Here is a 19,536-nt window from a genome sequence, read left to right as displayed (position 1 = left end):
CAAACTTAAACGACTCTATCCTGCCGTGGAGTCCACCCAAAACTTGGCCACGTCAGCCGAAGCTGAACCTATCAAAACTTTTGCGGCTGCCCACTAGATGCCTAACTAATGATTATATGGCTCTGTATAACTCTGATTTTAAAGAAGTTATACACAAAATTACTCTGATCATAATAGGCATCCAATCGCCTAAAACCTGCTTCAGAGAATATGCGGTTCACGCTCCTCCCGCTTTGCCCTTTCCCACAAGGCATCCATTTCTTCCAGCGTTGATTCCACCGGAGTTCGGCCCTGTTCCGCCAGCCAGTGTTCAATCTGCCGGAAGCGCCGCTCGAATTTGGCATTGGTGCCGCGCAAGGCCGCTTCCGGGTCAAGCTGAAGATGGCGGGCGAGGTTGGCGACTGCAAATAGCACATCGCCCAATTCATCGGCCAGCCGTTCTTTCGGCGCTTGGGTGATGATTTCATGGCGAATTTCGCCAATTTCTTCTTCAATCTTGGCCAAAATCGGTTCCAGCGCACCCCAGTCAAAACCCACTTTCGAGGCTTTCTTTTGTAGCTTGACTGCGCGAGTCAGCGCCGGTAAGGCCAGCGGGATGCCTGCCAATGTACCGGCGGGCGGTTCGGCTTTTTCAGCTGCTTTTAATCGCTCCCAGGCGGCGGTTTGTTCGGCGGCGTTGGCGTAATGAGCATCGGCGAATACATGCGGATGACGGCGGGTCATCTTCTCAGCAATCCCGCGCGCCACGTCATTGAAATCGAAACGGCCTTCCTCGCGGGCGATCTGGGCGTAAAACACTACCTGAAACAGCAAATCACCCAATTCATCGCGCAATTCCGGCCAGTCCTCACGAGCGATGGCGTCGGCGACCTCGTAGGCTTCTTCGATGGTATAGGGGACGATACTGGCGTAGCTCTGCTCCCGATCCCACGGACAGCCGGTTTGCGGGTCGCGCAACCGTGCCATCACCGCCAATAAGCTATCCAAAGGCGACTGATCACTCATGAGCGGACGATTTCGATGGGGTGGGAGCGATAGGGGCAGCAGGCGGCATCCCGAACACTAGACTGTTGCCGGATGATTGCCCCAATGATTGCACCAGCCGCAAGGGCAACAACTGCGGATTGGCTTCGATCAACTTGGCAGCATTGGCGAGATGGCGCAGCGCCGCCGTTTCCCCTCTGGCTTTTTCCAGAATCGCCAAGCCTTCCTTGCGGGCGGTCACCACCTGCGCGAACACCTCTTTCAGCTTGCCGGGAAAGGTGATGTCCTTGATCTGCGCTGAAATCAGTTTCAAGCCGAGCGCCTGCGCCTTGGCGTCGGTCAATTCCAGCAGCTTCCTGGAAAACTCGCCTCGGCTTTGCAATACGGTGTCGATATCGGCGGCGCTGACGATTTCCCGCAGCGCCAGTTGCAGTTCCAAATACAGCGCCTGCTCGAAACTCTGCGACTGGTGAGTGGCAGCGAGCAGATCGGCGATTTCATAACGGGCGGCGAGGCTGATCTTTAGCGTAACGCCGTCGGAACTCAGAATTTCCTGGCCGGTGATTGAGATAAAACGCGGTCGAATATCGACTTTATGAATCACCGTCGAAAGCGGGCTGTGCCAGTACAAGCCTGGTTCCAGCAGTTGGTTGAATCGGCCGTTGGTGTAGCGCAAGCCGCGTTCATAGTCGAGAATCGTGGTGCGGCGAATGCCATATTTGACCAGAGCATAGAGCAGCCCCAGCACGACGACGATGGAAATCAGCGTTTTCATGAGTAAGCCTTTGATAAAACGCCGCCTCGGCAAACCTTCAACCCATGGCGGGGATTTTGCGTCCGCAAAGCCACGGATTGACTGCGTGATGGCTGGCTCGCCGAGACGGCGCGGGTGCAAGGTGTTGTGCCTTATGGAAGGCGCACACGCCAGAGGAAGGGTAACGCGGAACTGGGATGAGCACGCTCTCCGGGCCGATGCCGTCTTCCTCTTAGCGCTATTTTAGAGCCTAACCCTTCCAGATGTGCTACTTTAGAAAACGAAACTGACCGCCATCCTCCTGTCATGTTGAGTTCCACAACCTGGTTTTATTGGGCTTTCTTGTCTGCGGTGTTCGCCGCCTTGACCGCGATTTTTGCCAAGATCGGCATTCAAGGGGTCGATTCCGACCTGGCGACATTGATCCGCACCGCCATCATCCTGCTCGTACTGATCGCCTTTGTTGGGTACGCGGATAAATGGCGCAATCCGTTCGAACTGTCGGCTAGGACTTGGTTATTTCTTAGCCTTTCCGCGCTGGCGACCGGTGCCTCGTGGGTCTGCTATTTCCGCGCATTGCAGATCGGTGAAGCGTCCAAGGTCGCCCCGGTAGATAAATTCAGCGTGGTGCTGGTGGCGATCTTTGCTTTTACCTTTCTGGGCGAGCGCCCGACGTTTCAAGAATGGGCCGGGATCAGCATGATCGCTGGCGGTGTCTTGCTCCTGGCCTTCAGGGCGTAATTCAGCACCACACCGGTTAAGATCAGCGTCGTGTCAGCGAGCCTCGGCCCCAGCAGGCAGATGTGAAGCGAAGGCTCGCTTGCCACTGTTATCAGAGAGTCGAGCATTAGGCCATGCCCACCATTCTGGTTGTCGATGACGACCCCCACATCCGCGATGTTATTTGCTTTGCCCTCAAAAAAGACGGGTTCAGTGCTATTGAGGCGGAAAACGGCGAGCACGCCTTACGATTGTTTCGCCAGGCCCCGCCCGATTTAGTGATTTTGGATATCGTCATGCCGGAGTTGGACGGTACTGAAGTCTGCAAGGTGCTGCGACGAAGCAGCATCGTGCCGATCATTTTCCTATCGTCGCGTGATGACGAAGTGGATCGCATCCTCGGTTTGGAACTAGGCGGCGACGATTACGTCACCAAACCGTTCAGCCCGCGTGAACTGGTGGCACGGGTACGAGCGATCCTGCGGCGCGGCAAGGAGGAGCGGCGCGAGACGCCCGGAGCGGATGGCCACTGGCTCGAACACGGGCGCTTGCGATTGGATTTGGATCGCTACGCCGCCTTCTGGCAGGGTCAGGAAGTGGTGTTGACCCTGACCGAATTCGGCATTTTGCGCACCCTGTTGAATTACCCCGGCAAGGTATGCAATCGCGATCAGTTGATGGACGGCGGCTATCAGGATTATCGGGTGGTCAGCGACCGCACCATCGACAGCCATGTGCGCCGGTTGCGCGCCAAATTCAAAGCTGTCGGTGCCGATCCCATCGAAACCCTGCACGGCATCGGTTATCGGCTGGGGCCGTGCTGAATGTCGCCAGTGGCCCGACCCCGGCTCAAGCTGCATTACCTGTTGCTGGCGGTCAATTTGACGGTGCTGTGGCTGCCGCTGCTGGGGTTGGAAGCCCTGCGGCTGTACGACAGCGCGCTGGTGCGCCAGACCGAATCGGAACTGCTCGCCCAAGCCGCATTCGTCACGGCGAGCTACCGGGCGACCCTGACCCGGCTGGCGCCGCAAACAGCGACCGATCCGGCTTACGGCTTACCGCTCCCGCCGGCTTGGCGGAAAAAATACCTGCGCGAAGACCGCTGGCGGCCGCGCCCGGCCCATTTGGATTTGGCTGAAGAGGTCATCCAGCCGCCACCGCCTGATACCATCGCGCCGGTCGTACCGCCCGATCCTTATGCACAGGCGGTCGGCCAGGAACTGCAAGCCTTGCTGGTCGATGCCCAGGTGATGACGCTGGCAGGAATCGCCATTGCCGATATGCAAGGAACGGTTATTGCCACTACCGGCCCCAGTCTGGGCCGTTCCCTCATGCCGTTTGCGGAGGTGCGCCGTGCGCTGGCTGGTGAGCCGGTCAGCCTCTTACGCCGCCGCATTCCCGACGCGCCACCGCCTGCTATCGATTCCATCAGTCGCGGTACTCTGTTGCGTGTCTTCGTCGCCGCGCCGATTCTCCAGGGGGAGCGCATTGTTGCTGTGGCGCTGCTATGGCGCACACCAGCCTCACTGTCCCAGGTATTGCACGGCAAACGTTATCATCTGTTAGCGGCGGTGGGCTTATTATTGGTGACGGTTATCGCGATGTCGGTGTTGACCTCATTCACGGTCGTGCAACCGCTGCGCAAATTGGTGCAACAGGCACAACGCGCCACCGCTGGCGAGAAGGGCGCAGTAACGCCGCTGGCGCGTCCCATCACGCGGGAAATCGCCGATTTATCCCACGCGGTGACGACGATGGCCGGTCATCTGGAGCAGCGCGCCGATTATATTCGGACCTTCGCCGCCCACGTTTCGCACGAGTTCAAGACGCCGCTGGCGGCAATCCGGGGGGCGGTGGAGCTGCTGCGCGATCATCTGGAGACCATGACCGCTGCCGAGCGGGAACGCTTTCTCGGTAATCTTGATGACGACGCCGCCCGCTTGGAACGCATGGTACGGCGGTTGCTTGATCTGGCGCGCGCCGATGTGCTCCAGGCTGCATCCAGCGACCGTGCCAGGGTCGATGAGGTGATTCGCCGCCTCGCTGCCCGTTACCGAGAACTCGGTTTGCCGGTGAGCGTCGTCGAGCCGCTGGTCGCTGGTATAGCTGCAATCAATGAAGATGTGCTGGAATCCATTTTGAGCAATCTGCTCGATAATGCCCGCCAGCACGGAGGGGCTGAGGTCACAGTGACCGTGGCGTGCGCCGATTTCGGCATCGGCGCCAAGGCGATGCTACGGATCAGCGTCAGCGACGATGGCCCTGGCGTTTCCGCTGCAAATGCCACTCGCGTCTTTGAACCGTTTTTCACCACCGCTCGCGCCCAGGGTGGTACCGGATTGGGTTTGGCGGTCGTCAAATCGCTGCTGGCCGCACATGGCGGCGCTATCGAATTGGTCGCTGGTGTAGGCGGGGCGCAATGGTTAGTCACCGTGCCGCTGAAGCCGCTAGAACCCTGACGAAAGGAGTGTCCGCGCTATGTCGGCTTTTGCCGCACCGATTCCGTTGAGCCTGTACATCCATATTCCGTGGTGTGTGCGCAAATGCCCCTATTGTGATTTCAATTCCCACGAAGCACGCGGAGCGGTGCCGGAACGGGCTTATGTTGATGCACTGCTGGCCGATCTGGAGCAGGATTTGCCACGGGTGTGGGGACGCCGGATCGACAGCGTTTTCTTTGGTGGGGGTACGCCCAGCCTGTTTTCAGCCGAGGCACTGGATCGCTTGCTGTCCGGGTTGCGGGCGCGGTTGCCCTTGCGCCCGGATGCAGAAATGACCTTGGAAGCGAATCCCGGCACGGTTGAGCGGGGCCACTTTGCCGAGTTTCGTGCAATCGGTATCAACCGCCTGTCGATTGGTGTCCAGAGTTTCCACGACGAACACCTGGCGCGGTTGGGCCGAATTCACGGTCGGCGCGATGCCTACGCCGCCGCCGAAGCGGCCCATGCGGCCGGGTTGGCTAATTTCAATCTGGATTTGATGTTCGGCTTGCCGCAGCAGACCGTCGAGCAAGGCTTAGCCGACATCGCCGATGCCATCGCGCTGCAACCGGCGCATCTATCGTATTACCAACTGACCATCGAGCCGAACACGGCATTTCACCATTCGCCACCCACTTTGCCGGCGGAGGAGACGACCGATAGCCTCCAGCAGCGCGCTCATTTGGAACTAACCCGACACGGCTACGCCCGCTATGAAGTGTCGGCTTATGCGCGCGAGGGGCGGCATTGCCGACATAATCTAAATTACTGGGAATTTGGCGATTATCTCGGTATCGGTGCAGGTGCGCACGGCAAGTTGACCGATCCCGCGAGTGGACAGATTCATCGGCTTTGGAAACTCAAGCATCCGCGTGATTATCTGGCGCACGCCGGCACACCGGCCGGTGTTGGCGGGGATGGAATGATCGAGAGACAAGATTTGCCGGTAGAATTTTTGCTGAACGCCTTACGCCTGGTCGATGGAGTACCGGCAGCGCTGTTTTACGAGCGTACCGGCTTACCGCTGGCTGCGCTGGAACCGGCGCTGACCCAAGCCCGTGAGCGGGAATGGCTGGAGGCCGACCCATCGCGCTTGCAGCCGACCGCTTTAGGGCTGCGTTTCTTGAACGATGTGCTGCAAGTCTTCATGCCGGGCTAGCTTCCCTCTCCCAGAGAGAGAGGGGTATTTTCGTATAGGCTCTCAGTCGAACAAGCCACCAACCGACAAGTAGCGCTCTCCGGTATCGTAGCAAAAGGTCAGGATGCGGCTATTGTCGGGAATTTCCGGCAATTTCTGGGCGATGGCGGCCAGCGAAGCTCCTGACGAAATCCCAATGAAGATGCCTTCTTCCTTGACGCAGCGCACGGCGAACTTGAATGCTGCTTCATGCGGGACTTGGACGATACCATCCAGAATCTTCACGTTCAGCACGCCCGGCACGAAACCGGCGCCGATCCCTTGAATCGGGTGTGGGCCGCGCTGGCCACCGCTCAATACCGGTGAGGCGGTGGGTTCGACCGCGAAGACTTTTAATTTTGGGAATTTTTCCTTCAACACTTCAGCACAACCGGTGATGTGGCCGCCAGTGCCGACGCCGGTGATCATGTAATCCAGGCCATCGGGGAAATCCGTAAGAATTTCCTGGGCCGTGGTGCGACGATGGATTTCGGTATTAGCAGGATTTTCAAACTGTTGTGGAATCCACGCATTCGGCGTCACCGCAGCCAATTCCTGCGCTTTTTCAATGGCACCCGGCATTCCCTTTTCCTTGGGCGTGAGTACCAGTTCCGCGCCCAGTGCCGCCAAATAGCGGCGCCGTTCCAGCGACATCGATTCCGGCATGGTCAGGATCAGGCGATAGCCTTTGGCGGCTGCCACCAACGCCAACGCGATACCGGTGTTGCCGGAGGTCGGTTCGATAATCACGGTGTCCGACTTGATGACGCCACGGCGCTCGGCGTCTTCGACCATCGCCAGTCCGATGCGGTCTTTGATGCTGCCGCCGGGATTGGTTCGTTCCTGTTTCATCCAAACTTCAACCCGGCGGTCTGCGAACAACCGGTTGATGCGTACATGCGGAGTATTACCGATGGTTTCGAGAATATTGTTCGCCTTCATGTCTGTTCGCTCGCTCGCTGTTGCAGGAGAAGATCCAAAATTTCGGACCTGTTGGTTATTAACAGTAGCAAAAAAACTTATGCGACAAGCATAATAAATCGGAGCTTGCAAATAACATTTTCTTATAAAACAAGTCTCATGCTGAGCGAATCCGCGAAGTTGTCTAGCCGCTAATGCGGGATGACCACCGCTTGTGCTATAGGCCCCGTCTGCTGGACAATCGGTCCGGCCACTACCGTTGTCACCGTGCCGCAGGAGAGCCAACCCCCATGTCAGAATCACGTTTTCGCGGGACCGAGCAGTACATCGCCACCGACGATCTGATGATGGCGGTGAATGCCGCCGTCACCTTGGGTCGGCCCTTGCTGGTGAAAGGCGAGCCGGGCACCGGTAAGACGCAACTGGCTGAGGAGGTCGCTCGATCTTTGAACCGGCCGTTCCTGCAATGGCATATCAAATCCACCACCAAGGCTCAGCAGGGGTTATACGAGTATGACGCGGTGTCTCGGCTGCGCGATTCGCAGTTGGGCGATGCGCGAGTACACGACATCGGCAATTACATCGTCAAGGGTAAGCTGTGGGAAGCGTTCACCATCGATGTCCAGCCGGTGTTGCTGATTGATGAGATCGACAAGGCCGACATCGAATTTCCCAACGACTTGCTGCACGAACTCGACCGCATGGAGTTCTTCGTTTACGAGACGCGGGAAGTGATCAAGGCCCATCATCGGCCGATCATCATCATCACCAGCAATAACGAGAAGGAATTGCCGGATGCGTTCCTGCGCCGCTGCTTTTTCCACTACATCCGTTTCCCCGATAAGGAAACCATGGAGCGGATTGTCAATGTCCATTACCCGAATTTGAAGAAGCGTCTGCTCAGCGAATCCCTGGAAGCGTTCTTCGAGATTCGCGACGTACCGGGCTTAAAGAAGCGGCCATCCACGTCCGAATTGCTCGACTGGATCAAGTTACTGGTTGCGGAGGATATCCCTCCAGAGGCGTTGCGTGGCGATCAGCACAAGATCGTCCCACCGCTCTATGGTGCGCTGCTCAAGAACGAACAGGATGTGCATCTGTTCGAGAGGCTTCTTTTTATGTCACGACGCAAAAAGGACTAAGCGCGGCGTTTTCGATCCTGTTGCACAGAACGGTTTGCAGGGGAGAGCCACCGATGATGACCGATTTCTTTCTAAAACTCCGTCAGGCCGGTATCCCGGTCACCCTGACCGAGTTTCTGACCTTGTTGGAGGCGTTGAGCCAGCGCGTAACCGCTCACAATGTCGAGGAATTTTACTATCTGGCACGGGCGGCGCTCGTAAAGGATGAGCGGCATTATGATCGCTTCGATCAAGTGTTCGGTAGTCATTTCAAAGGGTTGGAAACCTTGTTTGATCAGGTGATCGGTGCCAAGGTGCCGCTGGAGTGGTTGCATAAACTGGCGGAACTCACTCTAACCGATGAGGATAAGGCACTGATCGAATCGCTGGGTGGTTGGGAAAAGCTGATGGAAACCTTCGCCAAGCGGATGGCGGAGCAGGAAGGCCGCCATGAGGGTGGTAATAAATGGATCGGTACCGCCGGTCGCTCGCCCTTTGGCACTTACGGCTATAACCCGGAAGGCATCCGCATCGGTCAGCATGAGTCCCGCGAGCGGCGCGCGGTCAAGGTGTGGGATCGACGCGAATTTCGCAATCTGGATGATACGGTCGAACTCGGCACCCGCAATATCAAGGTGGCGCTGCGCCGTTTGCGTCGCTTTGCCCGTGAGGGAGCGGCTGAGGAGTTGGATTTGGACGATACCATCCGCTCCACGGCGCGTAATGCTGGTTATCTGGAGCTGAAAATGGTGCCGGAGCGCCATAATGCGGTGAAGGTATTGCTGTTTTTGGATATCGGCGGCTCGATGGATGATCATATCCGCGCGTGCGAGGAGTTATTTTCGGCGGCTCGGAGCGAATTTAAGCACCTGGAATATTTTTACTTCCATAACATGGTATATGAAGGCTTATGGAAGGATAACCGGCGGCGCTATACCGAAAAGACTGAGACCTTGACCGTGCTGAATACCTTCGGTCACGACTACAAGCTGATCCTGGTGGGTGATGCCACCATGAGTCCCTACGAGATCACCTACCCCGGCGGTAGTGTTGAGCACTTCAACCCGGAAGCGGGCGAGGTCTGGCTGGATCGGCTGTTGCGGACCTGGCCACGGGCCATTTGGTTGAACCCACAATCACAAAAGCGCTGGAGCTACGTGCCGTCCATCCAGATGGTGCGGGAGCTGATGGGTGAGCGGATGTATCCGCTGACCCTGGAGGGGTTGGGGCAGGGCATCCGGGCTTTGCAGCGAATCCGTTGAAAGCCTGTGATCCGTATCTACCGCCCTGTGAGGGAAAGGTCACTCACTTATCTTTCCTGAACAAACTCAACAACATAAGTCCAGTCCAGCGCCTTGATGTCGTTATAGACGATCCACACTTTCTGGCCATCCTGGTCAATTTCGCGGTAGCTGGATTTCCCTGCTTGCAGATCAGCAACGATGTCAGAATACGGATAAAGCACCGGTTTTTCGATGCTGCGCGCTTCGATTAAGTTAGGATCGTCATGCCGGTCGCTGGAGCGAACCACGATACGGCCTTCCCGATCCAGCAGAAAGCTTTCTCGCACCCGCTGGCCTGGGATGCTCATGAATTGCTCAATGACATAGTCGAGGGAGACGTCGATGCCCGCCACGCCCAGCAGTTGCCCCGCCCCATCCAGTAAAGGCATGCTGCAAGAAAGTAATACACCCTGCCCCAGCCGATCCCGATAGGGCCTGCCCCAGAATTTGCCGCTCTTCCCGGCCACATCCTGATACCAGGGATGCTGGAGGGGATCGTAATCGGCGGGCAGATCAGGACTGGCCTGACCGGGATACATCACTAGCAGGCCCTCGCGCAATGCAAAATAAGCCCATACGAGCGGCCCGCGCTGTTCACCGATGATCTGGTGAAGATCAGTCGTTGGTGATTGGGTAGCCAGCAGCGGGTTATGAAACCTGCGACTGAGCAGAAACATCCGCTGAAAATAGCGACGCACAGGGGCAAGGCGCTGCATGGTGTCCCGTAACCCCGGACTGGCCGCAGATACACCGGGGGCCATGATGAAAACGGGGTATTCCGTGCTGATCGGCCTACCGCCATAGCGACTGGCGGCGGCCAGATCAGACGGGGGCAGGCCCCGTGCCCGATAATCCTTGAGCAGATGGACCGATTCTTTGGAGGCCGCACCATTCAATCGCGCCTGCATCACGGCGCTGGACAGCCCCTCCAGAAGTTCCTCAAAAAACAGAAAATGGCGATCAATGGTGTGGCTGCTTTTGGCTACACTGGTCAGATAAACACTCAGCCGCTCCTTGTGTGCCTGGATTTCAGCAAGCGAGCGGAAGCGTTGATAAAAATCCCAGCCAATCGCACTCAGGGCCACCAGGAGCACCGCCATCAGCAGTTGCAAGGTAGTCTGTCGGTGCCGCCCAATCCAGCGCAGTATTCGCTGGGACCAGGTATCCGGTAACGCCGTAACCGGCTCGTCTCGAAGAAAGCGACGCAGGTCATCAGCCAGTTCAGTGACGGCCTGATACCGCGCCTGACGCCGGGTTTCGGTGGCTTTGGCGATGATCGCACGCAGTTCGCGAGGTATTTTCAACGCGGCTGAGGGGTCTTTTAAAGGCTGTTTGTCGCCGCGTTGCGCCATTTTAAGCGCTGTTTCAAGTGATGGTGCGTGCAAGGCCCGTTGCAGGCTGATCAGCTCAAAAAGAATGAGGCCCAACGCATAAAGATCACTTCGAGCGTCAAGGTTTGCGTGATCACCGCTAGCTTGTTCTGGCGACATATAGCTGGGAGTGCCCATGATATCGCCAAGACGGGTCTGGGTAGCGGTCGGATCGTTGCTTCTCAACGATATTGATTCCCTCGAGTCAGGTTCTAGCATCAAATCCGGCGCATGAATAACCCGAGCTAGTCCCCAGTCCATGACGTAAACTTCGCGAAACTGGCCGATCATGATGTTGGAGGGCTTGAGGTCACGATGCAGCACACCCCTCGCATGGGCATAGGACATCGCGTCGCAGACCTTAAGGAAATGATCAAGCAAAGTTACACGGCTCAGATCCGTTGGCAGAATTCGCCGTTCCTGAATGCAACGGTGTGCTTCCCGGAGAAGACTGGCCAGAGTCTGCCCCCTCACCAGTTTCATAGCATAGGCAAAACGTCCTTCTGCGATCTGCTCCAAGGCATAAACCGGGACTACATTCGGATGATCGAGTTGCGCCATGACCTGGGCTTCCAACAAAAACCGCTGCACTAGGCCTGGTCTGGTTTCTAAACCTGTTAGTAGTTGTTTGTAGGCTACCTTGCGGCGCAGGTCACGGTCCTTTGCCAGATGGATTTGGCCCATGGCGCCAGCATTGAGTCGGCCTAAGAGGCTATACTGGGACGCTGCGCGATCAAGCGTAGCGGTAGCCAGACCAAGGCCCTGGATCTGCTGGCGAGAGTCGGAACTTGAGGGGGGGGCAGCAACCTGTACAGTGCTTCCGGCGCTTTGTTGCAGTACAACGGTTGTGTCTGAAGAAGATTTTTTATTCGGACGAGCAACAGTAAGTTCGATTGTTTCATCAGAGCGATAGCGGCGCGCTGCCGCATCATCCAACAGCCCCTGAGCGCGCAGGCGTGCTAGAAACAGGTCAGGATCAACCATACCTTCAACCGTCGCAAGCACATCATAGAGACTACGAGCTGCGCTACGCCGATCAGGTGCGATCAGTTCCGAAAAGTCCTCAAAGTAAGCCACGGTTTAAGCCGCTGTTAGGTAGAGGTGTTTCACTTGTCTTCGACCGGTTTCTCTATTGGTAGGTTACCGTGATTTGCGGCACGATTTTAACGCCCGGTTGCTTGGCGAGAAAATCGTGCAGGAAGGCAGCTAAGCGCTTTTCGCAGAGCGCGACCACAGCCGGATCGGAGGCTAGCGCCTCGCCTTGCTGCTTGGCGGTTTGCGAGGCTTCTTCGTACAAACGCAGCACCGCACTTTGTTCGTCGGTGAACAAGCCGCCCGCAAGGATCTTGTAGCGCAGGTTGGTGACTGCGGGCGTTGCCACTAGGGCCGGTTTTTTGACGCGGATCTCGATTCCCGAATCGGTGGGCTGTACATCGTAGCTGTCGGGTTGCAGGTCAAAGCCGAACGAATATTCGACCGAATACCAGATGGCGACCGTGCCATTTGATGGCAGTCCCAGCAGCGATTTTTCGATAACCTGGGTGACGCTTTCCTCGCGCACCATGGTCGCGCTCAACAGCTTCATCTGTTCTGCGAGCGATTGCTTGCCGATGGTCAGATAGCTGGTGTACTTGGTGTATCCCAACAGCTCTGATTCTTTGCGCGAGACCTCTTTTTCCAGCGTCGAAACCATAGCGTAGGCATTGCTTAGGCGCCCGTTCATCAACGAATACGTCAGCCCGGTCGCAATGCCGCAGCCGAGCACAAAGAGGATCAGATAAAGGCGCATAGTGTGGCGTCTGCTCGGTCAGGATGGTGGTGCAGCGCTTAGAGTGGTAAACAGTGCGCCAAGTTGCCGAATCGATTAAATAACCCGGGAAAACCGTCGGTTGACCTGTTCTCGCAAGTATCGGTCGAACACCATGCAGATATTGCGGATCAGCAAGCGACCGGCTGGCAATACACGAATTCCGGTGCTATCGAGCGCCAACAAGCCATCGCTCGCCATATCGGCCAATTCCGCCAGCTCCACAACGAAATAATCGCTAAAGCCGATATCGTGCTTCGATTCAATAGTGGCGAAATTCAGGGCGAAGTGACAAATCAGCTCGGTGATGATGGCTCGCCGCAGTCGGTCATCGGCATCCAGCCGCACGCCGCGAAAGACCGCTAATCGATCCTGATCAATCCGCTCATAATACGCTTCCAGTCCTTTCAAATTTTGGCTATAGCTGTCCCCCACCATGCCGATAGAGGTCGTACCCAAGCCGATCAGGTCGCAGTCGGCGTGGGTGCTGTAGCCTTGAAAGTTGCGGTATAAGGTGCCGGCGCGCTGTGCCAGCGTCAGCTCATCATCGGGCTTGGCGAAATGATCCATGCCGATGTAGACATAACCGGCAGCGGTCAACCGCTCAATGGTCATCTTGAGAATATCCAATTTGACCGCTGGCGGGGGTAGGGCATCCGAATCAATCTGGCGCTGGGTTTTGAACAGGTCCGGCAGGTGTGCGTAATTGAAAACTGAAACCCGATCCGGGTTTTGCGCGATGATGTCGTCGGTGGTGCGGCCAAAACTGGCGACGCTTTGCAGCGGTAAGCCGTAGATTAAATCGACGCTGATCGATTTAAAGCCCTCGCGCCGCGCGGCGTCCATCACGTTGAGCGTAATCTCCCGCGACTGGAGCCGGTTAACGGCTTTTTGCACTATCGGCTCAAAATCCTGTACCCCCAAACTCAAACGATTAAAGCCCAATTCCCGCAGCAGCGCGATGGTGTGCTCGTCGGTTTCGCGTGGATCGACCTCAATGGAGTACTCGCCGCTGTCATCGTCAAGCAAATGAAAATGTTCGCCAGTAACCCGCATCAAGTCGCGCATTTCGCTGGGGCTGATGAACGTCGGTGTACCGCCACCCCAATGCAATTGCGTCACGGGCCGGGCTTGCGCAAACAGTGCGCCTTGCAGGGCAATTTCCCGGTGCAGATGATCAAGATAAGGACCGGCGTGGCGACGGTTCTTGGTGATGATCTTGTTACAGGCGCAATAGAAACACACCGTGTCGCAAAACGGGATATGCAGATACAGGGAGAGTGGTTTGCCAGTCGCGTTACCGGCCAGCGCCATGTCCCGATACTCGCTGTCAGTAAACCCCTCGTGGAATTGGACAGCGGTCGGATAAGAGGTATAGCGGGGACCGGCCTTGTCGTATTTGCCGATCAAAGCCGAATCGAAAACCAGGTCAGCATTCATACAGCGTTGCTCCATCTCAGCGGCCTACCAAAGGGTCTGGCGGGTTCGTCGCCCAGTAGTCGCGCAGTTGCGAGGCGTTTAGAAGAAAAACGCCCTGTCCCCCCCGTTCGAATTCCAGCCAGGTGAAAGGGATGTCAGGGAATGCTTCACACAGGGCGTATTGGGCATTGCCGACCTCCACGATCAGCAAGCCGTCGTCGCTAAGGTGGTTGGTGGCTTGATGGAGGATTGCCTCAACCACATCCAGCCCTTCCCGACCGGCCGCTAGCCCCAGTCGAGGTTCGTGTTGATACTCAGAAGGCAGGCTGTCAAGTTCCTCTGTCCCCACATACGGTGGATTGCTGATGATCAACTCATAGCTGCGACCTTGTAGCGCCGTGAACAGATCGGAGCGGATGGCGATGACTTGATCCTCCAAACCGTGCTCGCTGATATTGCGCCGCGCAACCTCCAGCGCCTCGGCGGAGATATCGACCAAATCCACTTCGGTATCGGGAAAGGCGTAAGCGCACGCGATGCCAATGCAACCGCTGCCAGTACCGAGATCCAGAATGCGTTCCACCTTGCGCGCATCATTGAGCCAGGGGGCAAAATGTCGCTCGATCAGTTCGGCTAAGGGCGAACGCGGCACCAGAACCCGTTCGTCCACATAGAAAGGCAGCCCCATGAACCAGGCTTGCTGGGTTAGGTAGGCGGCGGGTTTGCGCTCGGCAACCCGTCGCATCAGCAGATCAATCGCCGCCCGTTTTTCGGCTAGCGTCACGTTCGCTTGAAAATACTCGACATGCAAGTCCGGCGGCAGATGCAGCGTGTGTAAGACCAGAGCCGCCGCTTCGTCGAGGGCGTTGTCGGTGCCGTGACCGAAATGCAGACCGGCCTCGTTCATGCGGCTGGCACCCCAGCGGATCAAGTCGCGGAGGGTGTGCAGGTCGGATAGGGCGTCGTCGTGATCGGTCATCGAAGCCTCGGTTGGGAATGGCGATAGCTGAAGCGGTTAGACTGGGTTTAATGTCCGTTGATCCCGCCTGCTGCGGGGCTGAGGGTGTTTGAGTGGGATTCTACCGTTTCGTCGGCGGAGCGGGTATGCTCGCTAAACAATCCTGGCCGGTTGGCTTAAAAGGCCGGTCGTCTGTCATTGCGTTATTAAGGCGGAGGAATATGACCCAGCGGGCAACGATGATTGGTTTAGTCTTGGTCGGCGTTTTAGCGTTGGCTGGGGGCTGGGGGCTGGGGGTATGGCTGTTCGGCGAGCGCACCGCACCGGCACCGGAGATCAGCGGTATTTATCTACGGGATTTTCAGCCGCTTGATCAGTTCCGTTTGACCCATCACAGTGGTCAACCGTTTACCGGCGCTGATTTGCGCGGTCAATGGAGCTTTCTGTATTTTGGTTACAGCTTTTGTCCAGATGTCTGCCCGCTGACGCTGGCCGAGATGGATCGCTTGCAAAAGGTTCTGGCCGCGCAGGGCGCTGATCAAGAGACGGCTTACCTCTTTATCTCGGTGGACCCCCAACGCGATACTCCAGAGCGACTTAGCGAATACGTGCGCTTTTTTAATCCCAAGTTCCAGGGCGTGACCGGCCCGGATGGCGAACTGGAGCGCTTGGCCAAGCCTTTGCGGGTGTTTTATCAGCGCGGGTCAAATCCAGAAAAAACCAGCAACTATACGGTCGATCACACCTCGACGATCACCTTGATTGATCCGACCGGCCGTCCCCGCGCCATTTTCACCCCGCCGCAGAACCCAGAACAAATGGCGGCCGATTTCATCAAGATTCGCCAGGCTGCGCCTTAAAAGTCGGCCAAGCCTCAGCCGTATTTTCATCAAACTAAACTCTGGTTTGAAATCTCCCCCTTATGCTGTTGCGCCCGGTCACGGGCGTGGATTGAAACATGACCGGATTTCACTGTGATGCCTGATGTTACCGATCAACCTGCTGTTACCTTGGGCGACTATCTGCGCAATCTACCGCAATACCTATGGCCCCAGCGGTTACTAACGCGCTTAACGTATCGCTTGACTCGCGTCCGGCTGCCTTGGTTTAAGAATTGGCTGATCCGGGTTTTTATTCGGGGTTTTCAGGTCAATTTGGCCGAAGCACTCCAGCCTGATCCGCAGGCTTATGCGGATTTCAATGCATTTTTCACCCGCGCGCTTAAGCCGGGTGCGCGACCGATTGCAGCCGGTGCCGGGGTGGTGTGCTGTCCGGTGGATGGTGCAGTCAGCCAGATCGGCCTAGCCGCAAGCGAGGCCTTGTTGCAGGCCAAGGGGCAAACGTTTTCCCTGACGGCGCTGCTGGGCGGTGATGCCGAGCGGGCACGGCCATTTCGGGATGGGTCTTTCGTCACCCTCTATTTATCGCCGCGCGATTACCACCGCATCCACATGCCGCTGACCGGTCAATTGCGAACCATGATTCATGTGCCGGGCAAGCTGTTCAGCGTCTCGCCCCTGACTGCGCGCACCGTACCCAACCTGTTCGCCCGCAACGAACGAGTGGTGACCTTGTTCGAGACGCCAGCCGGCCCGATGGCGGTCGTGTTGGTGGGGGCGATCAATGTTGCGTCTATGGAAACGGTTTGGGCTGGCGCCATCACGCCGCCGCTGGGCACGACGATCCGAGCGTGGAGCTATCCATCGGATGGCCAGGACGCGGTGCGGCTGGAGCAGGGCGCTGAGCTGGGTCGCTTTAATATGGGTTCAACCGTGATCTTGCTGTTTGCTAAAGACGTGGTGCGCTGGGAATCAACGATGACTGCGGAGGCGACGGTGCGTATGGGGCAACAGATCGGGTCGTTGGCCGTACCGATTTGACCGCCCGCTTCAGGCGCGATCCAACGGAAAGGCCAGCACCGTAGCCAGTGAGTCGGTTCCTGCCGCCAGCATGACCAGGCGGTCGAAGCCAAGGGCTACACCGGCGCAATCCGGCAGGCCGGAGGCCAATGCCGCTAACAAGTTTTCGTCAAGCGGCATGACTGGCAGACCCAAAGCCTGGCGCTCAGCATTTTCCCGCTCGAATCGGCTGCGCTGTTCGGCAGCCTCACCCAGCTCGTGAAAACCGTTGGCCAGCTCAATTCCGTTCAGGTACAACTCGAAGCGCTCACCAACTGGCGGATCATCCGGTCGTAACCGCGCCAGCGCTGCCTGTGAGGCCGGGTAGTCGTACACGAACGTCAAGTGTCCTTGGCCGAGCTGTGGCTCGATGCAATGCGTCAGCAACAAATCCAACCAAGGATCAGGATCATCGACTGGCATCCCAGGGGGAATGGAAACCCCATGCGCAGTAGCACAAGCGGTCAGCTCGGCCACGCTAGCGCGATGCGGGTCGATCTGCAAATAGCGGTGGAATAGCGTGCGGTAGCTAGAGCACTCAACTTCCGTGGCCAAGGGCAAGCGGTCAGCCAGCAACTGAATGACCAGTTCCGCCACCTCCGCCATCAGTCGGTGGTGGTCGAATCCCAGCCGATACCATTCCAGCAGGGTAAATTCAGGATTATGGCGGCGCCCGGCCTCGCCGAGCCGAAAGACGGGGGCGATCTGATAAATGCAGCCGCTGCCAGCCGCCAGCAGCCGCTTCATCGAAAACTCCGGCGATGTGCGCAGATACAGCGTCTGGCCATCCAGAGGCCCCGGCCCGGAATAGCGCGTGCTGAAGCTGGCCAAATGAGGATCGGGGATCGCTGCCGCCGACAAGATGGGCGTCTCAACTTCCAAAACCCCGCGCGCCGCGAAAAAAGCCCGAATCTTCGCTAATAGTTCGGCCCGCAAGCGTAGGGTGCTTAATTCGGCCTGGGGTCGCCAGAGGTTTGCAGCCACGGATCGCGTTCGTGGCCCAGCGCGCTATTCTTTAACGCGGGAAACATACTCCCCGGTACGGGTGTCTACCTTGATGATTTCGCCACTTTGCACAAACAGCGGCACTCGAACGACGGCGCCGGTCTCCAGAGTGGCCGGTTTGCCACCGCCGCCCGACGTATCACCGCGCAGGCCCGGATCGGTTTCCACGATGGTCATGATGACGAAATTGGGAGCAGCGACACTCAACGGTATGCCGTTCCAGAGAGTCACCTGGCAGATCGCTTCTTCCTTGAGCCATTTGGCGGCATCGCCGACGGCGGCGGCATCGGCGGTGAGCTGTTCATAGCTTTGCTGATCCATGAAATGCCAATACTCGCCGTCGTTGTAAAGGTATTGCAGCTCGACATCCGCCACGTCGGCGCCTTCGGCGGTATCGCCCGACTTAAAGGTGCGCTCAATCGTCCGGCCGGTTTTCAGGTTGCGCACCTTGACGCGGTTGAACGCCTGGCCCTTGCCGGGCTTGACGAATTCGTTTTCGACGATGGTGTAGGGATCACCATCCAACATGATCTTCAGCCCGCTTTTGAATTCGTTGGTACTATACATCGCCATGCGGCAGTCCGCCTTAATGAAAGGGTTGAGTGAAAACAACGTATGATACCGGTAAACGCGCGTCGAAGGCAGGTGCCGTGCTGGCAACGAGAACTCGCCCAGGCGATCCGCGATCCGGCCGAATTGCTGCAAGAATTGGCGCTTGATTCGGCCCTGTTGCCGATAGTTTGGCCGACGCAGTTCCCTTTGCGAGTGCCGCGCGGCTTCGTGGCCAAGATGCGCAAGGGTGATCCTGATGATCCTCTGCTGCGGCAGGTCTGGCCGCTCGCAGCGGAATTGATCCCTGTACCGGGTTTTGTCACCGATCCGGTTGGCGATCAAGCCGCGCAAGCCGTGCCGGGGGTCCTGCACAAATACCAGGGTCGGGCGTTACTGATCGTCACGGGGGCTTGCGCAGTCCATTGCCGGTATTGTTTCCGCCGGGAATTTCCCTACGCCGAGGCACAGAGCGACCTAAGAGATTGGCGATCAGCGCTGGACTATCTGGCCGGCGACACCAGCATCCGAGAAGTGATTTTGAGCGGCGGTGATCCTTTGTCGCTGTCAAATCAGCGCTTGGGTACGCTGTTGGCAGGTTTGCAGCGAATTCCTCATCTGGTGCGTTTGCGCATTCACAGTCGCCTGCCGATTGTCTTACCGGAGCGGGTCGATGAGGGTTTGTTGGCGCTGCTGGCTTCGACGCGGTTGCAGCCCATCTTGGTGGTCCACGCCAACCACCCCCGAGAAATTGATGCTGCTGTCCGCACTGCTTTACAGCGATTTCGGGCAATTGGTGTTACACTATTGAATCAGTCGGTGCTGTTGCGAGGCGTCAACGATGAGGTCGAGCGGTTGGCTGAGCTGAGCGAAGCCCTATTCACCGCCGGCGTGCTGCCCTATTACTTGCATCTGCTCGACCGGGTGCGCGGTGCGGCCCATTATGAGGTGAACGAAACCGAGGCATCCGTTATCATGAAAGCATTGCGCGAACGGTTACCGGGCTATTTGCTGCCCCGCTTGGTGCGGGAACAACCGGGTCAACTGGCCAAGACACCGGTGTGGGAGTAGCACGAATCATGGCTTTCGG

At 57.5% G+C, this 19,536-nt stretch carries 18 protein-coding genes; 9 read left to right on the top strand and 9 right to left on the bottom strand.

Annotated features, from left to right (window positions below; all coding sequences use genetic code 11):
* Positions 1-201 precede the first annotated feature (201 nt).
* The gene (gene mazG, locus BN873_RS09315) at positions 202-1,005 is read right to left on the bottom strand and encodes a nucleoside triphosphate pyrophosphohydrolase (RefSeq protein ID WP_048673176.1); all 804 of its coding nucleotides are present in this window, start codon (positions 1,003-1,005) and stop codon (positions 202-204) included.
* A complete protein-coding gene (locus BN873_RS09310) occupies positions 998-1,759 on the bottom strand; it encodes a slipin family protein (RefSeq protein WP_139031681.1) in 762 nt (253 codons plus the stop codon). The genes mazG and BN873_RS09310 overlap by 8 nt, the downstream gene beginning before the upstream one ends.
* Before the next feature lie 285 nt (positions 1,760-2,044).
* Between BN873_RS09310 and BN873_RS09305 the strand changes: the two genes are divergently transcribed.
* The 4 genes from BN873_RS09305 to hemW all read left to right on the top strand — a co-directional run bounded on the left by BN873_RS09305 (position 2,045) and on the right by hemW (position 6,097).
* Entirely contained in the window at positions 2,045-2,479 is a 435-nt protein-coding gene (locus BN873_RS09305) for an EamA family transporter (RefSeq protein WP_048673171.1), read from the top strand.
* A gap of 113 nt (positions 2,480-2,592) precedes the next feature.
* A complete protein-coding gene (locus BN873_RS09300; protein ID WP_048673170.1) occupies positions 2,593-3,282 on the top strand; it encodes a response regulator in 690 nt (229 codons plus the stop codon).
* Positions 3,283-4,917, top strand: a complete 1,635-nt coding sequence (locus BN873_RS09295) for a sensor histidine kinase (RefSeq protein ID WP_048673168.1) — start codon at positions 3,283-3,285, stop codon at positions 4,915-4,917.
* A gap of 19 nt (positions 4,918-4,936) precedes the next feature.
* Entirely contained in the window at positions 4,937-6,097 is a 1,161-nt protein-coding gene (hemW, locus tag BN873_RS09290; protein ID WP_048673166.1) for a radical SAM family heme chaperone HemW, read from the top strand.
* Between the two features lie 42 nt (positions 6,098-6,139).
* On the opposite strand, the gene cysK is transcribed toward hemW, so the two are convergent.
* Positions 6,140-7,057, bottom strand: coding sequence for a cysteine synthase A (gene cysK / locus BN873_RS09285; protein ID WP_048673164.1), 918 nt, complete (start codon positions 7,055-7,057; stop codon positions 6,140-6,142).
* Positions 7,058-7,326: 269 nt separating this feature from the next.
* On the opposite strand from cysK, the gene BN873_RS09280 reads away from it, so the two are divergent.
* Complete coding sequence (locus BN873_RS09280) at positions 7,327-8,178, top strand: AAA family ATPase (RefSeq protein ID WP_048673162.1); 852 nt, start codon at positions 7,327-7,329, stop codon at positions 8,176-8,178.
* A gap of 53 nt (positions 8,179-8,231) precedes the next feature.
* Positions 8,232-9,419 (top strand): vWA domain-containing protein, encoded by a 1,188-nt coding sequence (locus BN873_RS09275; protein WP_048673160.1) that lies wholly within the window; start codon positions 8,232-8,234, stop codon positions 9,417-9,419.
* 47 nt (positions 9,420-9,466) lie between these two features.
* Here BN873_RS09275 and BN873_RS09270 read toward each other — a convergent pair whose 3' ends face one another.
* The 4 genes from BN873_RS09270 to prmB all read right to left on the bottom strand — a co-directional run bounded on the left by BN873_RS09270 (position 9,467) and on the right by prmB (position 15,015).
* Positions 9,467-11,794, bottom strand: coding sequence for a serine/threonine protein kinase (locus BN873_RS09270; protein WP_171820446.1), 2,328 nt, complete (start codon positions 11,792-11,794; stop codon positions 9,467-9,469).
* Between the two features lie 145 nt (positions 11,795-11,939).
* Positions 11,940-12,599 carry a hypothetical protein gene (locus BN873_RS09265; RefSeq protein WP_053085287.1) on the bottom strand — a complete coding sequence of 220 codons (660 nt, stop codon included), beginning with the start codon at positions 12,597-12,599 and terminating at the stop codon, positions 11,940-11,942.
* A 75-nt stretch (positions 12,600-12,674) separates the two neighbouring features.
* Entirely contained in the window at positions 12,675-14,057 is a 1,383-nt protein-coding gene (gene hemN / locus BN873_RS09260) for an oxygen-independent coproporphyrinogen III oxidase (protein ID WP_048673156.1), read from the bottom strand.
* Positions 14,058-14,073: 16 nt separating this feature from the next.
* The gene (gene prmB / locus BN873_RS09255; protein ID WP_048673154.1) at positions 14,074-15,015 is read right to left on the bottom strand and encodes a 50S ribosomal protein L3 N(5)-glutamine methyltransferase; all 942 of its coding nucleotides are present in this window, start codon (positions 15,013-15,015) and stop codon (positions 14,074-14,076) included.
* 200 nt (positions 15,016-15,215) lie between these two features.
* Here prmB and BN873_RS09250 point away from each other — a divergent pair, with 200 nt between their 5' ends.
* Positions 15,216-15,854 (top strand): SCO family protein, encoded by a 639-nt coding sequence (locus BN873_RS09250; protein ID WP_048673152.1) that lies wholly within the window; start codon positions 15,216-15,218, stop codon positions 15,852-15,854.
* A 117-nt stretch (positions 15,855-15,971) separates the two neighbouring features.
* Positions 15,972-16,874: an archaetidylserine decarboxylase gene (asd, locus tag BN873_RS09245; RefSeq protein WP_102047020.1), complete on the top strand. Its 903-nt coding sequence runs from the start codon at positions 15,972-15,974 to the stop codon at positions 16,872-16,874.
* A gap of 9 nt (positions 16,875-16,883) precedes the next feature.
* Here asd and epmA read toward each other — a convergent pair whose 3' ends face one another.
* Together epmA and efp are read right to left on the bottom strand one after the other, a co-directional pair.
* Positions 16,884-17,876 carry an EF-P lysine aminoacylase EpmA gene (epmA, locus tag BN873_RS09240; RefSeq protein ID WP_048673150.1) on the bottom strand — a complete coding sequence of 331 codons (993 nt, stop codon included), beginning with the start codon at positions 17,874-17,876 and terminating at the stop codon, positions 16,884-16,886.
* A gap of 24 nt (positions 17,877-17,900) precedes the next feature.
* Complete coding sequence (efp, locus tag BN873_RS09235; RefSeq protein WP_048673148.1) at positions 17,901-18,470, bottom strand: elongation factor P; 570 nt, start codon at positions 18,468-18,470, stop codon at positions 17,901-17,903.
* Between the two features lie 42 nt (positions 18,471-18,512).
* Here efp and epmB point away from each other — a divergent pair, with 42 nt between their 5' ends.
* On the top strand, positions 18,513-19,517 hold the full coding sequence (gene epmB, locus BN873_RS09230; RefSeq protein WP_048673146.1) for an EF-P beta-lysylation protein EpmB: 1,005 nt from the start codon (positions 18,513-18,515) through the stop codon (positions 19,515-19,517).
* Positions 19,518-19,536 lie beyond the last annotated feature (19 nt).

The organism is Candidatus Competibacter denitrificans Run_A_D11 (assembly GCF_001051235.1).
Taxonomy (GTDB): domain Bacteria; phylum Pseudomonadota; class Gammaproteobacteria; order Competibacterales; family Competibacteraceae; genus Competibacter_A; species Competibacter_A denitrificans.
Note: the sequence above shows the minus strand (reverse complement) of the source record. Positions and strands in the feature narration are given on the sequence as shown.

Bases quoted from the DNA above. Each gene is read 5' to 3' on its own strand.
- BN873_RS09250 (WP_048673152.1), top strand. From the start codon at position 15,216: ATGACCCAGCGGGCAACGATGATTGGTTTAGTCTTGGTCGGCGTTTTA.
- hemW (WP_048673166.1), top strand. From the start codon at position 4,937: ATGTCGGCTTTTGCCGCACCGATTCCGTTGAGCCTGTACATCCATATT.
- prmB (WP_048673154.1), bottom strand. From the start codon at position 15,015: ATGACCGATCACGACGACGCCCTATCCGACCTGCACACCCTCCGCGAC.
- BN873_RS09270 (WP_171820446.1), bottom strand. From the start codon at position 11,794: ATGGTTGATCCTGACCTGTTTCTAGCACGCCTGCGCGCTCAGGGGCTG.
- epmB (WP_048673146.1), top strand. From the start codon at position 18,513: ATGATACCGGTAAACGCGCGTCGAAGGCAGGTGCCGTGCTGGCAACGA.
- cysK (WP_048673164.1), bottom strand. From the start codon at position 7,057: ATGAAGGCGAACAATATTCTCGAAACCATCGGTAATACTCCGCATGTA.
- asd (WP_102047020.1), top strand. From the start codon at position 15,972: ATGCCTGATGTTACCGATCAACCTGCTGTTACCTTGGGCGACTATCTG.
- mazG (WP_048673176.1), bottom strand. From the start codon at position 1,005: ATGAGTGATCAGTCGCCTTTGGATAGCTTATTGGCGGTGATGGCACGG.
- BN873_RS09265 (WP_053085287.1), bottom strand. From the start codon at position 12,599: ATGCGCCTTTATCTGATCCTCTTTGTGCTCGGCTGCGGCATTGCGACC.
- efp (WP_048673148.1), bottom strand. From the start codon at position 18,470: ATGGCGATGTATAGTACCAACGAATTCAAAAGCGGGCTGAAGATCATG.
- hemN (WP_048673156.1), bottom strand. From the start codon at position 14,057: ATGAATGCTGACCTGGTTTTCGATTCGGCTTTGATCGGCAAATACGAC.
- BN873_RS09280 (WP_048673162.1), top strand. From the start codon at position 7,327: ATGTCAGAATCACGTTTTCGCGGGACCGAGCAGTACATCGCCACCGAC.
- BN873_RS09310 (WP_139031681.1), bottom strand. From the start codon at position 1,759: ATGAAAACGCTGATTTCCATCGTCGTCGTGCTGGGGCTGCTCTATGCT.
- BN873_RS09305 (WP_048673171.1), top strand. From the start codon at position 2,045: ATGTTGAGTTCCACAACCTGGTTTTATTGGGCTTTCTTGTCTGCGGTG.
- BN873_RS09295 (WP_048673168.1), top strand. From the start codon at position 3,283: ATGTCGCCAGTGGCCCGACCCCGGCTCAAGCTGCATTACCTGTTGCTG.
- BN873_RS09275 (WP_048673160.1), top strand. From the start codon at position 8,232: ATGATGACCGATTTCTTTCTAAAACTCCGTCAGGCCGGTATCCCGGTC.
- BN873_RS09300 (WP_048673170.1), top strand. From the start codon at position 2,593: ATGCCCACCATTCTGGTTGTCGATGACGACCCCCACATCCGCGATGTT.